13 protein-coding genes are annotated in these 14,203 nt (G+C 60.0%); 5 read left to right on the plus strand and 8 right to left on the minus strand.

Annotated elements, in window-relative coordinates:
- The first annotated feature begins 102 nt into the window (after positions 1–102).
- Positions 103–1,350 (plus strand): ABC1 kinase family protein, encoded by a 1,248-nt coding sequence (locus L861_RS01075; protein ID WP_016414677.1) that lies wholly within the window; start codon positions 103–105, stop codon positions 1,348–1,350.
- Between the two features lies 1 nt (position 1,351).
- Here L861_RS01075 and L861_RS01080 read toward each other — a convergent pair whose 3' ends face one another.
- On the minus strand, positions 1,352–3,271 hold the full coding sequence (locus L861_RS01080; RefSeq protein WP_016414678.1) for a hypothetical protein: 1,920 nt from the start codon (positions 3,269–3,271) through the stop codon (positions 1,352–1,354).
- A 131-nt stretch (positions 3,272–3,402) separates the two neighbouring features.
- Here L861_RS01080 and L861_RS01085 point away from each other — a divergent pair, with 131 nt between their 5' ends.
- The gene (locus L861_RS01085; RefSeq protein WP_016414679.1) at positions 3,403–5,226 is read left to right on the plus strand and encodes an SEC-C metal-binding domain-containing protein; all 1,824 of its coding nucleotides are present in this window, start codon (positions 3,403–3,405) and stop codon (positions 5,224–5,226) included.
- Positions 5,227–5,254: 28 nt separating this feature from the next.
- On the opposite strand, the gene L861_RS01090 is transcribed toward L861_RS01085, so the two are convergent.
- A complete protein-coding gene (locus L861_RS01090; RefSeq protein WP_016414680.1) occupies positions 5,255–6,622 on the minus strand; it encodes an AmpG family muropeptide MFS transporter in 1,368 nt (455 codons plus the stop codon).
- 213 nt (positions 6,623–6,835) lie between these two features.
- Between L861_RS01090 and rfaH the strand changes: the two genes are divergently transcribed.
- From rfaH to ccoM, 3 genes are all read left to right on the plus strand, one after another.
- The gene (gene rfaH / locus L861_RS01095) at positions 6,836–7,378 is read left to right on the plus strand and encodes a transcription/translation regulatory transformer protein RfaH (protein ID WP_016414681.1); all 543 of its coding nucleotides are present in this window, start codon (positions 6,836–6,838) and stop codon (positions 7,376–7,378) included.
- Between the two features lie 27 nt (positions 7,379–7,405).
- Positions 7,406–7,912: an FKBP-type peptidyl-prolyl cis-trans isomerase gene (locus L861_RS01100; protein WP_016414682.1), complete on the plus strand. Its 507-nt coding sequence runs from the start codon at positions 7,406–7,408 to the stop codon at positions 7,910–7,912.
- Between the two features lie 150 nt (positions 7,913–8,062).
- The gene (ccoM, locus tag L861_RS25170; RefSeq protein WP_016414683.1) at positions 8,063–8,185 is read left to right on the plus strand and encodes a cytochrome c oxidase subunit CcoM; all 123 of its coding nucleotides are present in this window, start codon (positions 8,063–8,065) and stop codon (positions 8,183–8,185) included.
- Between the two features lie 129 nt (positions 8,186–8,314).
- Here the strand turns inward: ccoM and L861_RS01105 are convergent, their stop codons facing one another.
- The 6 genes from L861_RS01105 to L861_RS01130 all read right to left on the minus strand — a co-directional run bounded on the left by L861_RS01105 (position 8,315) and on the right by L861_RS01130 (position 14,068).
- Entirely contained in the window at positions 8,315–10,036 is a 1,722-nt protein-coding gene (locus L861_RS01105; RefSeq protein WP_016414684.1) for a proline--tRNA ligase, read from the minus strand.
- 124 nt (positions 10,037–10,160) lie between these two features.
- Positions 10,161–11,069 (minus strand): carbon-nitrogen hydrolase family protein, encoded by a 909-nt coding sequence (locus tag L861_RS01110; RefSeq protein WP_016414685.1) that lies wholly within the window; start codon positions 11,067–11,069, stop codon positions 10,161–10,163.
- The gene (locus L861_RS01115; RefSeq protein WP_016414686.1) at positions 11,066–11,662 is read right to left on the minus strand and encodes a GNAT family N-acetyltransferase; all 597 of its coding nucleotides are present in this window, start codon (positions 11,660–11,662) and stop codon (positions 11,066–11,068) included. Before L861_RS01115 ends, L861_RS01110 begins: the two co-directional genes overlap by 4 nt.
- 84 nt (positions 11,663–11,746) lie before the next feature.
- Positions 11,747–12,667 (minus strand): N-acetylmuramoyl-L-alanine amidase, encoded by a 921-nt coding sequence (locus tag L861_RS01120; RefSeq protein ID WP_051149265.1) that lies wholly within the window; start codon positions 12,665–12,667, stop codon positions 11,747–11,749.
- A 4-nt stretch (positions 12,668–12,671) separates the two neighbouring features.
- Positions 12,672–13,430, minus strand: coding sequence for a DUF3307 domain-containing protein (locus L861_RS01125; RefSeq protein WP_016414688.1), 759 nt, complete (start codon positions 13,428–13,430; stop codon positions 12,672–12,674).
- Positions 13,427–14,068 (minus strand): hypothetical protein, encoded by a 642-nt coding sequence (locus tag L861_RS01130; protein ID WP_016414689.1) that lies wholly within the window; start codon positions 14,066–14,068, stop codon positions 13,427–13,429. The genes L861_RS01125 and L861_RS01130 overlap by 4 nt, the downstream gene beginning before the upstream one ends.
- Positions 14,069–14,203: the final 135 nt, after the last annotated feature.

A 14,203-nucleotide genomic window follows, 5' to 3' on the forward strand; every position in this document is an offset into this window, starting at 1 on the left:
TCTCGGTTTGCTAAATCTGGATATTCTTACAGTATCGGCGATGTGCTGCCAAGTATACTCTGAATTCATTGATGTATAGGGAAGCGCTGATTATGTACGACTATGCGTGAGCATGGCAGAACACGGCGCCTGCTGGGGTTGGGCATGCGCACCGGTGGAGCATTGTTGGGTAGCCGCCTGGGGCGGGAAACCGATTGGCGCACCCTGGGCGAGGCCCTGTTCGAGGGACTTTCCGAACTCAAGGGGCCAGCCATGAAGTTGGCCCAGATCATGGCCCAGTGGGATGACCTGCTGCCGCCCGATCTGGCCGATGAGTTGGCACGCCTGCAGCGTCAGGCGGAGCCAATGCCTTGGCCGAAGATTCGCGAGGCCTTGGTGGCACATTATGGTGAACTGGACTCGGTTTTCGAGGAGATCGAGCCGACGCCGTTCGCCAGTGCGTCCATGGGGCAGGTACACCGGGCCACCACACGTCAGGGCGACCGGGTCGTGCTCAAGGTGCAATATCCGGGATTGGCTGAGGTACTGGAAAGCGATCTGGCCCAGGTGCGGCGCATGATGCGCCTGGGGCGCTGGCTCAAGGTTCCGCAGGTACGTCTCGACGCACTGTTCGAGGAACTGGCCGAAAGCTTGCGCGGCGAGCTGGATTATCGTGCCGAGGCTCGGGCATTGGCCCGTTATCGCGAGCGTTATACCGCATGCGACTGGCTGGTGATTCCCGAACCACTGGAAGCGCTGTGCGGCCCGCATGTGCTGGCCATGCGCTATGTTCCGGGCACGCCGTTGCGCGAGTTGGAAGCGGCGCCAGACGACTTGCGCCAGAAGATGGCGACCCATCTGGCCGACTGGTTGACCGAGGAGCTCTTTACTTATGGTGAGCTGCATGCCGACCCGCATGCCGGCAATTTCGCCTGTGATACCGAGGGGCGAATGGTCGTCTATGACTTGGGGGCGGTCATCCCGGTGCCGGCGGCGCGCCTGAAAACCATGCTCGAACTCCTCGATGCTACGCTGGCTCAGGATCCGCTGGGGATGGATGAAGCCATGCGACGACTAGGCGGGCGTCAGGGGGAAGGGGCACCGCTGGCGCTGTATCGTGAAGCGGCTGAGGCGGTTGCGCCACTTTTCGTCCCTGGGCCTCAGAATTTCGGCGATGTGCGCATCCACCGGCGTCTGCGTGAATTGAGTCCTCGCGTATGGGCGGCCTTGGATCGCTTGCAACCACCTGCCGACACGTTGCTGTTATCACGCACCTTGAACGGGCATTACTGGAACCTGGTACGCCTTGGAGCACGGCTGAACATGTATGAGCGCAGCCAACCGCTGCTGGGGTGGGCTCGTTCCCTGTGAGTCAGCTACGGCTCTTGTCGAGTGTACGACGGGCTTGTACCAAGGCGCGATACCAGTCCCGACGCGGTGCTCCCACGGCCGGAGGGCGCTGGCTGAGATAGCTGACATTGCGGGGGTCACCCTGGGGATGCGTGGCATGATAGTGGGAAAGCATACGCAAGGTGTTTTCGCGCGCCCCGTAATTCTGAGCAAGAAAGTCGATGGCTGCCGGTTCCAGCTCTACCTGGTAGTGGCGCACCAATGCCAGGGCCAGTTGTTCGGCACTGCGTGACAGATCGACTTCGATTTCCTTGACCATGGCGGCACCCAGGGCCGCTTTGGCAGCTGCCGACAGGTTGGGCTCCAACTGGCCGAAGTCAGCGGCATTGGTGCTGTTGATGGCACGCTGCACCTCTGGGCGCGAAAGCTGAATATGTGGTTCCAGAGCCAAAGCAATTTCGATGGCAAGTCGCTTGGCACTGTCGACGCCCACGCTCAAACGCTGGTCGCGTTCACCGAAGGTCAGTCTGGTCGGACGATGCTCGATGCCGGCACGTGACAGGTGATCGGCGAGGTGCTTGCAGACCCGGGCCTTGGCTTCATCATCGAGGGTGATCACATGTTCGCGAATGCGCAGCCCGCGGCGACCGGGACCGAGGCGAAGGCGGGTATCGGCATCAGCGAATTCGGCACTGACTTTCTCCCAGCGTTCGAGCATCTTGAGCAGTTGGACATGTTGTCGCCCTACCTGCTCATAAGCACTGGAGACGCTTTTGTAAAGACGCATGGCATTGGTCAGCAGGTCGGCCTTATGACGCAACTGGCGACGCCGTTCGTACTGCCCTTCAGCTACCGCCTGGGCCAGATGCTGGATCTGTTCGGCCAGGGCGTCCATGGCCTGCAGCGAACGTGATAGCAAGATCTCGGCGCGCAGGCCGGAGGCGGCATCCTCGACCAGGGTGCCGGACTGTTCGGCAAGATACACCGTCAGTGCCTTGAGGCGTGACAGGCCGGTAGCCTGGGCGATTCGATGTCTTGCACGAGCCTGCTCCTGCGCATCGAAAGCCCTTGCCAGTTTCCAGCGGCCGCGGTATTCGAAAGTCAGCATCGGGATCTTGCGACCACTGATCAACTCGAAGGCCAGAATCAGCATTTCCTCCACATCCTGGAGGGTCATCAGCAACTCATTGTCCTGCTCGATGGCGGCCAGCACACGTTCGATGAAGTTGTCGTCACGGGGTACGCCGTGGCGCAGGTCCGGCGCATAGCCCTGGAATCGTTCGCGCAGCAATGCCGTGGCCTGGGGGGCTGCTTCGGAGAGTTCGGCGAATTGAGGCTCCAGGGTTTCGCCATACAGCGCGACCATATCGCGAATGCGCGCATGCAGCCCGACGCGGCGATAGATATCGACCTGGCCGATGATCCGGGCGCTATCATGGTCATCGAGCAACTCCAGCGCTGCCAGTTCCACCCCTTCCGGCGAAAGATCCTGCTTGCGCAGTAGCATGGCGGCGGCCTCACGTCGTCGTGCATCGCCTTCCAGGCTTTCGACGATCAGGTCGCGGGTGACCAGTAGTAGTTCTGGTAGCGTCCTGATGACGCGCTCGATCTTGGCAGAGGTTTTTTCGGCCTTGCGTGCACCGGTGAACTGATGCACTACATTGGCGATGATCCCCGCTACGCCGGTAATCACCGTATAGGAGATGAAGAAGACGTAGTTCTCGGTCGTAGGCGCGCGGCCGTAGCCGAGCAGGTAACCTCCCCAAGCACCCAATAGTGTGACCGGCCCGGCTGTCCATAGGATCTGCAGCAGATTGATCGACCAGGGGACCTTTTCCACCGCTTGAGTGATACGTGCAATCTCATCGCGACCCTCGCGCTCCAAGCGCACCTGTGGCGTTTCGTGAGGGGCAGAACGAGAGCGGCGAAAGGGCAAACGCAAGACGGCAATCCTGTAACGAGCAACGGGAGGCTGGAACACCCTAGCATTGGTTGAGAACGTGCACCATCTCGGATGAGTCGCCGCTAGGCGGCATGTTAGACTAACCCGATTTTAGGGCGGTGGAGATTGCGATGCTGGCGGCATGGGTGGAACAACTGTTGGGATTTGCCACTGAGGCGCTGGAAGCGATTCGCGACGACGAACACTACCCGTCTTTCATGGCCTGGACGCGTGAGCATGGCAAGTTGGCCGTGGGGGGGAACTTGGCACTGGCGCAGGCATTGGCGCCGGAGCTATGGTCGCAGACTCCCTTGGAGCGGCTCGACTTTGCCTGTGAACCACTGGCACGTCCCGGGCGCAATGAGCCGTGCTGGTGTGACTCGGGACGCAAGACCAAGCACTGCTGCGGTGCCGTCACATTACCGGGGCCGGTACCCGAGCACCTGATGTGGATGCTGTCACTGCGCGAGTGGAAGGGAGAAACGCTGAAAGCCGCATTGGCCAGCGGGCGAGCGCCAGCCCAGGCACTGCTCGAAGCGGGGTTGATCGCTGCTGAAAGCGGCCAGCGTGGCCGGGCTCAACAGATTCTCGAGGCGCTGTTCTCCCAAGGGGACTGGTCGCGATTGCCCGAGCAGGCTGAGCCGGCTTTCGAATTGTTGGTCGACCTGTATCAGGAGCGTGGTTTCCATCGTAAACGGACCGCCTTGCTGGATGAGATCCTGGAACATGGCCCGCTATTCCTGCGGGGCGTGGCACTGGAGCGCCTGTGCTTGATGCATCTCGATAGTGATGATCTGGCGAGTGCACGCGAAGCGTTCGTACGGGCGCAGCAAGCACTGCCGGACTCCCCGACCCTGGCCTATATCGAAGCCATGCTATTGCTGCACGAAGGGAATGCCGAAGAAGCTGCTGAACGTGCACGCTTCTGGTTTCGAAGATTGTCTCGTCAAGGCGACCTGGATACTGATCAATTGGCTTTTCTTGCCGACTTGGCGGACAACCCTGGCGCGACGCTGGCTGAGCAGATGGTCAATTCCGAGGAGGACCTTGCCGAGCCCCTGGCCTCCTTGCAGGCGCTGCTCGAGGTTTTACCTACCGCACCGTTGCTGCATTTCCAGCGTGGCCCCGAGGGCGAGCTCGAATACCACAGCACGGCTCGTGAGGATACGCTCTATGCCGCTTGGCAGGAACATTTTCAGGTGCTGGTCGACGAAGATGCTGCCATGGGTTTCGAGGCTGATCCCTGGCCGCATGCCAGCCAGTGGTTGAGTGCGCTTTGCGCACACCCCGAATGGCTCGACTCACCCAAGGTCGTGCAGTCTTTGGCGTTGGCGTTGACCAATCGCTTCGGCAGTCTGCCGTGGATGGCGCCCAGCATGTTCGAACCTTTGGCGAAGCGCCTGGAGCGCTGGTTGACACAGCTCGAAGGCGAAGGCAGCGGGGGGTTCGTATGGGATGTTGCCGACAACGCCGTGTTACTGCGTACAGGGCTGGCCTTGGTCGTAGGTATGGAGCGTGGCGCTCGCGAGCGTTCCCGTCACCTTGCCGAGCGACTGTTGTCGCTCGACGATCAGGATAGCCTGGGGTTACGCGAGTTGGTGCTCGATCAACTGTTGCGCGAAGGGCGAAACGAGCATGCCCTGGAAGTCAGCCAACAACCGATGGAGACACCATTACTGGGTGTGCTGATGGGACGGGTCCTGGCACTATACCGACTCGAGCGCCAGGACGAGGCATTCGATGCCTTGCGTGAAGCGACTGACGTGAATACTCATGTGATTGCCATGCTGTGCGCCGAGAACCCGCGTGCAGCATCGCCAAGCGATGAGCTACCAGCGTCGGGCAGCCGTGCCGAGGCTTGGCAGTATCGCATCCTGATGCGCGACCAATGGGCCAACACGCGTGGCGCCCTGGCATGGTTGGAGGCGCAGCGTGCTCGATTGAACGCGCGTTGAGCGCCAGGCTGCCAACCGGTGATACCTGTCATGTCGCGCTCGCTGTCGGCCGGGGCAACAGTTCACGATCGCGACTGATCCACCATGCCAGCAGGATTGCCGGTATCCCCAAAGCCGAGGCCAATGCGAAGAAGGTGGCATAGCCTTCTGACGCCACTACCAGGCCGCCGAAACCGCTGAGAAACTTGCCGGGCAGAGTCATCAATGACGAAAACAGGGCGTATTGGGTAGCCGTGTAGGCGCGCGATGTCAGGCTCGACAGGAAGGCGATGAATACCGTACTGGCTACCCCGTTGGCCAGGTTATCGCCGATGATGGCCATCACCAGCATGGGCAGGTTGGCGCCGGCGAGAGCCAGGGCCGAGAACAGCAGGTTGGTGAGGGTCATCACTACCGCTCCCAATACCAGGATCGGCCCGATGCCGTAACGGGCCACCAGTACCCCACCTAGAATGCCGCCACTGATGCTCATGGCAATGCCGAAGACATTGGTCACGTTGGCAATGGTGGCCAGAGAAAAACCAAGGTCGATATACAGTGGATTAGCCATCGACGCCATGGCCAGGTCGCTGATGCGGAATATGCCGATGAACACCAGTAGCCACATGGCCTTGAGACGATGGCGCGTGAAGAAGTCGGTAAAAGGGCAAACCACCGCACCGATCACCCACGCTCCCAGCCGGCGCAAGGAGCGCGGCTTGCCACGGCTGGCACGCAAGAACTGGCGAACCCGGGGTTCATGGATCAGTTGGGTATTGAGTGACAGCCGTTTGGGTTCCGGGCGTACCAGCACGGTTATCACACCGACGCCGACCAGCGCCGCCATGGTCAGGTAGGCGACTTCCCAGGATGCCATGGCGGCGATATACAGGGCACCGGCACCAGCGGCCAGCAGGCCACCGCGGTAACCGATGATGTAGGTCGAAGCCATGGCGGCCTGGACATCATCGGGGGCCGACTCGATACGAAAGGCATCGATGGCAATATCTTGGGTCGCTGACCCGAACGCCACCAACAGCGAAAAGGCCGCCACCAGCCATAGATTCTGCTGGGGTTCGAGGCCCGCCAAGGCCACCAGGCCGGTCACGATCATGGCTTGCGCAAGCAGCATCCAGCCGCGGCGCTGGCCAAGAGTGCTCGTCAGAAGGGGCAAAGACAGACGGTCGACAACCGGTGCCCAGAAGAATTTGATCGAATATAGAATGCCGATCCACGAGAAGAAGCCTATTGCTGCGACTTCCACCCCGTCACTGCGCAGCCAGGCTGATAGTGTCGAGAACACCAACAGAAAGGGGAGGCCTGCCGAGAAGCCCAGAAACAACATGGTGATGACCGGGGCGCGGAAATAAACGGTCAGGGCGGTTCGCCAACTGCGACGCACGGGAGGGCGTGTCATGAAAGGACTCCTTGTGGGGTGTGGCGAAGCGACCGCGACCCGACGTCAAGCCGGACAGGTGCCGCGTGAGGCTGGTAAACTAGATCGCTAATGGCCATGACGGATTCCATGGAAACGGTTCGTTGCGAATGGCGTCGGTGGTGCTCGAAGCGTAGATTGTTGCAAAGCGACAAACCGGACACCAGCAGACATGCAAGAAACTTCAGGAGAGATATGAGCGAACGTATCGATGATCCCCAAGGATTGGATGAAGATGCCATTCCCCGCTGGTATGTCATTCAATGCAAGGGGGGAGAATCCTTCCGCGCCGCTGAACACCTGGACAACCAGGGATACGAGATTTTGCATCCGGTTCTCGAGGTGCAGCGCAAGCGTCGTCAGCGTTTGGTCTGGGTGGCTGAACCCTTGTTTCCTTATTATCTCTTTATTCGCTTGGATCGTCTGGCCAGCAACTGGCGGCCGATCCGTTCCACCCGTGGCGTCTTGAAGCTGGTTACCTTCGGCAACGAGCCAGTGGCCGTGGATGATGCGCTGGTCGAGACACTCCGCCAGCATCCCTCGGGCGAGATGCGTGAGGCATCCAACGTCTATTTCCGTGCCGGTGACACGGTCGAGATAACCGAAGGTCCATTCAAGGACCTACAGGCGGTATTCGCTTCGCAGAAGGGCGAGGAACGCGCCATCGTACTGCTCAACATGCTACACAAGCAGCAGCGCTTGGAAATACCGGTCTCCCAATTGCGCCGGCGCCCGTAAGACAGTCAACCCAGTAGGAGATTGTGCATGCCGATTGCTCCTCAGCAGGTCGTCACCCTGCACTACACGTTGCACGATGCCAATGGCACGCTACTCGACGATTCGCGTGTCCGTGATACCCCGCTGGAATATCTGCACGGCCATCACAATATCGTTGCTGGTTTGGAGCGAGCCCTGGAGGGACAGCCACAAGGTGCGATTCTCAGCGTAACGCTGATGCCTGCCGAAGCCTACGGGGTGCGTGACGAGGCATTGGTGCAGCAAGTGGCTCGCACGGCGTTTCCGGTCGAGGGGCTGGCACCTGGCATGCGCTTCCAAACCCAGGGTGACGCCGGCCCGGAAATCGTCACCGTGCTCGAGGTGGGGGATGCCCACGTTACGATCGATACCAATCATCCCTTGGCTGGCGAAACACTCTCCTATCGTTTGGAAGTGCTGAGTATTCGTGAAGCGACACGTGCCGAACTTGCCAAGGGGCACCCTTTACCCCCCGATGTCGATCACACACAGGTGGAAGACCGCAAGGTGCCCTGAATCCCACCCCTGACGTCTCAAAAACTGATGTGGATCAAGTATCGAGGCGCCCTTGCTGAGAGACAGCATGCAAATTTGATCCAGGTCACGATCTCCCCGTGATGTGATGGCTAGAGTGAAGCCATCACATCACGGCGGGAGATTAAAGCCATGTACTGGGATGACGCGGTAATCTTCGGACTGGTAACCGTCGGTATGATGATCGCTTTCATGGGTGGCTGGGTGGCTTTCATCGTGCGCGACCATAAGCGCAAGAACAAGCATCGCCATTGAGCCAGCCTCATCGAGTCGTCAGGGGAGGGGGCACTGCCCCCGCTAGCCGGCCTTCGGGCCGGCATTTTTATTTCGATTAGCAGTATCAAAGGGCTGCATCAGTCATTTCGGCTAATGCAGCGGTCCTGATTAGCGTGCGATCTGTTCACGCAGGAAATCGGCGACGGCATCTTCTGGAAGCATGGTGACGTCTTCATCGCGACGCCCCTTATATTCCAATTCGCCCATGTCGAGGCCGCGGTCGCCGATCACCAGGCGGTGTGGAATGCCGATCAGTTCCTGGTCGGCGAATTTAGCACCGGGGCGGAGATCGCGGTCGTCGAGAAGAACATCGATGCCGCGCCGTGTCAGCTCGTCATAGAGCCGCTCGGCGGTTTCGCGCACGCGCTCGGACTTATGTGCGTTCATCGGTACCAGCACCACCTCGAAGGGGGCGATGGTATTGGGCCAGATGATGCCGGCTTCATCATGGTTCTGTTCGATAGCTGCGGCCACTACCCGCGTGACACCGATGCCGTAGCAACCCATCCAGGGATGAGTGGCGCGCCCGGAATCGTCGAGTACAGTGGCGTTCATCGCTTCCGAGTACTTCTTGCCGAGCTGGAAGACATGGCCGACTTCGATACCACGCTTGATGGATAGCACGCCTTTGCCGTCCGGAGAGGGATCGCCTTCGACCACGTTGCGTAGATCGGCAACCTTGGGTAGCGGCACATCGCGTTCCCAGTTGATGCCGAAGTAATGTTTGCCGTCGATATTGGCACCGGCGCCGAAGTCACTCATCAGTGCCACGCTGCGATCGATGATCAGTGGCATGTCGAGATTCACCGGCCCAAGAGAGCCGGGACCTGCCCCCACGACGGCGCGGATCTCATCTTCCGTGGCCATCGTCAGCGGTGTGGCGACTTCCGGCAGATGCTCGGCCTTGATCTCGTTGAGTTCATGGTCGCCGCGTACCAACAGTGCGATCAAACCACCTTCCGCCGCATGCACCATCAGGGTCTTGATGGTCTTTTCGATGGGCAAACCATGCTGCTCCACCAGCGTGGCAATGGTACGGGCATGAGGGGTGTCGACCAGGCGCAATTCCTCGCTGGGGGTCGGGCGTTGGGCAGTTTCGCCCAGCGGCACTGCCAGGGCTTCGGCCTTCTCGATATTGGCGGCGTAGTCGGACTCGGTAGAGAACGCGATGGCATCCTCGCCGGAGTCGGCCAGCACATGGAACTCATGCGAGTCCGTGCCACCGATGGCTCCGGTATCGGCAAGCACCGGACGGAAATCCAGCCCTAGGCGGGTAAAGATGCGCACGTAAGCGTCGTACATCTTCTGGTAGGTTTCTTGCAGAGAGACGGCGTCGATGTGGAAGGAATAGGCATCCTTCATGATGAACTCACGCGCGCGCATCACGCCAAAACGCGGACGAATCTCGTCGCGAAACTTGGTCTGGATCTGATAGAAATTGGCCGGCAACTGCTTGTAGCTGTTGAGCTCGCGGCGCATTAGATCGGTGATGACTTCTTCGTGCGTAGGCCCCACGCAGTAATCGCGCTCGTGGCGATCCTTGAGCCGCAACAGTTCCGGCCCGTATTGCTCCCAACGGCCGGATTCCTGCCACAACTCGGCAGGTTGCACTGCCGGCATCAGGACTTCCTGGGCCCCGGCACGGTTCATTTCCTCACGTACGATACGCTCTACCTTGCGCATGGTGCGAAGGCCCAGTGGCAGCCAAGTGTAGAGCCCTGAGGTCAGGCGGCGAATCATGCCCGCTCGCAGCATCAACTGATGGCTGACGATCTCGGCGTCGGCAGGCGTTTCCTTCAGGGTGGGGATCAGCAGTTCACTGGCGCGCATGAGTCCGGCAATTCCTTCGAGTCATGTTGATTGGCAAGGCCGCAGCGATACCGATTCAGATGGCAACGGGCGACGTTTTCCGCATTGTACGGCCAAGCCCATGTCGCAGCAAAAGCGCTAGCCATCAATACAGGGAGATCGTTGGAATTTTTTCGCTGAGACGATCGCATTGTAAGGACCAGTCGGCATGGTTGTTGACTTGGCCGTGGTGTCGTAGTTCGCGAATACGAGGCAGGTCGAGACGCGCGATCTGCCAACCTGGTGTGGCATCGTGGCCGATGGTCAGTACTCCATCGGCGGGAAAGCCGTGATCGCATGGCGTATAGACGGCGGCCCGGCCGACGTTGATATCCACCGCTGGCGACCACAGGGCTTCGCCCACGGTCGGCGACTGTACCAGTGCCACCTGTTGTTCGATGGCGCGTGCCTGTGCCGAAAGCCGTACCCGGTAGTAGCCGGCCTCGGTGTCGGTACAGCTCGGAACCAGCAGCAACTCGGCGCCGGCCTCGACTAGTGCTCGCGCCAGGTCGGGGAATTCGCTGTCGTAGCAGATCAGCACACCGAGCCGGCCGACGGGCGTGTCGAAGACCTTCAGGCCTTCACCCGCCGAGACGCCCCACAAGTCATTCTCGAAGCGGGTCATGATCTGCTTGTCCTGATAATTGGCACGACCACTTGGGCCCAATAGCCAGGCGCGGTTGACGAAGCGTCCATCATCGAGTTGCCAGGGCAGTGAGGGAGCCAATAAGGTGACACCGTGAGTTTCGGCCAACTCACGCCACGTCGCCACGACTTCGTCACGCATCGGTTGCAGGGCAGGCAACTGCGCCTGCAAGTCATCGCGGATCGCATCGGGTAGCAATGAGGTCAGTTCCATCCCACCGTATTCAGGAAAGACCAACAGCTCGGCGCCACGTGTAGCGGCGTCGTGAACCCAGCGTGCCGCCTTGGCCTGAAAGTCGGCGAAGGACGTAAAGGCGTCAATGGGATATTGGGCCGCAGCCACCGTGACCACATGGGAAGCGTCGCTCATTCCTGCAGTTCCTTGAGCCAGAACACCATCGGCTTGTCAGTTTCCCGGTCATCATCGATGTCCTTCCAGTGGAAGGTGGTATGTAGCTCGGGAACTTGGCGATAGCCTTGTGAACGCCAGAAGCCATGCAGTGGCTGATAGTTGGCCGGTCTGCGTGGGTGGTCGTCGGGGCGCTCTACGGCGCAGAACGCCACGATATCGAAGCCTTTGTTTGCTGCATGAGCTTCGCGCTCACTCATGAAAGCCTTGCCGATGCCTTGACCGCGGTATTCGCCAAGCAGTACCGACTCGCCGTAATAGAAGATGCGCGAGATATCGTATCCAGCCCGCTCGAAGGGCGCGCGAAACTCCTCGACGTCATCGGCCAGCGGCATACCGGTAGCGGCTCCAACCACGCGGTCGCCATCCAGTGCCAGGACGAACAGGCTGTCCGGACACTCCGCATAGCGCTTTAAGTATTGCGACTCGTACTCGAAATCGCCGTCGTAGAGATAGGGAAAATCGCGAAACACGTCGATGCGCAGGCGTGCCAAGTCATCGAGATAAGGAGCAATTTCCCGCCCCTGGCAGGTGATCAAGCGTACGTTGGACATGGTGGTCTCTCCACAACACCTATTCTTTATTCAGCACTTCCTTCGGCGGCACCCTAGCAGCAGGGAACGTATCCGCCAATCCCGTCAGCGACAGGCGCCCTGTCCTTGGCGACGTATGGGGTATTGAAGCCGTTGCAGGGTTTCGGGATGGTACTTGTCCAGCAGTGCCCAGAGGATAGCAGCGCTTTCGGCATCCGGTAGGCCACGGTAGTCAGTGGGACGAAAGCGCATCTGGAAAGCGCGCAGCACCACGGCGGTTCGTCGATCGAGTTCGCCCGTCACCCTGAGTGGATAGCCCCAAGCCTGAAGTGCATGTTGCAGGGTTTCGAGCTGTGGCGGGCAATTTTCGAATGCCGCTCGGTAGCGAGCCACCGCGTCGTCCTCCGGCCATACGCCGATGCCTGCCTCATAGAGCCGCTTCCAGGGGAAGGCGGGGCCGGGATCGATCTTGCGGTTGGGGGCGATGTCCGAGTGGGCCACCACGTCGGTGGGATGGATGCCATGACGGTCGATGATGTCATGCATCAGAGCGATCAACGTCTCGATCTGCGCTTCAGGGTAGGGGGCCCAGTGAATCACCGTGGCTGGGTCGGTTTCCAGCAGCCGTTCTACTTCGTTGAAGGGGCGGTCTGGTCCGCCATTGACGATTTCGATGCCAATGGAGGTATCGTTGATACTGGGATGACCTTTCCAAGCACTGGCACCGGCATGCCAGGCGCGGCGTGACTCGTCCACCAACTGATAAACCAGTGGATCGCCGTGATGCTGGTGGGTCGGCAAAGGCAATACGTAATGGGTACTGACGTGCGGACCGGTCAGGGTGGCAAGCGAATCGGCCTCGGAACTGTCGGTGTAATGCAGGACCAGGTGGCGCACGCGGCTGTTGTGTGAGGGGGCCACATGGCGGTGGTCGACAACGTAGCCATTGCGAGTTTCCAGATGGGCGGGACCGGTACAAGCGGTAAGCAGCATTCCCAGAAGGATGACGATTAAGATCCTGGGCATGGTCTCAGTATCCCCACAGGAGAGCACGGAGCAGCAGGCCCAGGATCACGGCGGCGGAGACACTGAGCAAGGTGCCGAGCAGGACGTATTCGGTGAGCTTGCGGTCCTGAGCGTTACGTAGTTCACCGTAACGCAATACCGATTTGGCGGCGATCAGAAAGCCGATGGCGGCCATCTGGTCGAACAATACCAGGATGGCGATGAGGAAGCGCTCCAGTATTCCGATGCGTGCTCCAGCGGCGATCAGTGTGCCGGGGTTGGGAAGCTCGCTGCTCCAGCGACGTAGTACCAACGCGATGGAAATGGACAGGGGGCGAGAGAGCAGGAAGAAGGTGACAGCTATGCCCAGCACCTGTGGCGTGACCAGCCAGGCGCCGAATAGGTACATCGGGGACCAACTCCCCAGCCAGGCAAGCCAGATGCCTAGTAGGATCAGCAGGTGAAGTGCCTGGTCGAGCAGGAACCAGCGTAGCCGCTGTGGGGAGAGATAGGCCTTGCCCAAATCGATGAGGGCGTGGCTGGCCATCACCAGTAGTGCGCCGGCCAGGGCGTTGGTCAGGGGAACTGGAGGAGAAACCGCCAGGCTGGCGATCGTCAGGACTACGAAGGTCAGCAAGCCATGGATCAGCGCATGGAAATACAGTTGGCGCGAGCGCTCCTTGAAGCGGTAGCGCGCTTCGACCCAATGACTCGGCTGAAGCAGGAAATCGCCTACCAAGTGAGCCAGAATCAGGCCTAGCAACAACGAGAGTTCGGCATTCATGGGGTCTCATCCTTGAGGCGTCGGTGCATATACGCCAGGTATTCGGCCAACAGTGGCCAACGGGCGGCACGCAGGCGCTTGTGCACGCTAGGTTGGCTGATGCCGAGCCGCTTGGCCAATGCCTGTTGCGACTCATCATGGCACAGGCTCATGTAAACGATCTCGGCGGAGTATCGGGACCAGCCATCGATCAGTTCGTCGACGAACCGCGTCAGCAGCGCTGGACAGTCGCCATCGCTTCCATCGAGAATCCTAAGGTCGAGGTGCTGTTGCCCATCGCTCAGGGCATCCAGGCTCTGTCCCGAGTGGACGAAAGGCTCGCCGCTGGCTTCCGACACTCGCAAGTCGTCTCGCCAAGCGTCCTTGCCCACCGCCACGGCGATGCGGGCATCCCAGCGGCGCCGCTCTTCCGAGTGTCGGATCAGGGCGGCGCGCAACGTCACAGCGGCGGTCAGGGCGTACTCTGGGCATGGCAAGGCGAGCTGGAAGCCATCGCCGCGGTAGCGCTCACCCTGTCCGCCGTAGCGTTCCGTCAGCTCATTCAAGGTCGCATCGAGCACATCGAACAGGCGTGCCTGGTCATGGATCTTGCGCGACTCGATGACATCACCGGTCAACACGGCGATTCTCTGTTGCATGTGAGAACCCTAACCGTTAGAAATATCTCCATTATAGCCCTTTTGGGCAATTACTCAATTTTATAGCCTTTGTGGGTTATAAAATATAAATATAACCCTGTAGGGCTATCGAAAGCGCTTTGCTCATGAACGAGT

The organism is Litchfieldella anticariensis FP35 = DSM 16096 (genome assembly GCF_000409775.1).
Lineage (GTDB): Bacteria > Pseudomonadota > Gammaproteobacteria > Pseudomonadales > Halomonadaceae > Litchfieldella > Litchfieldella anticariensis.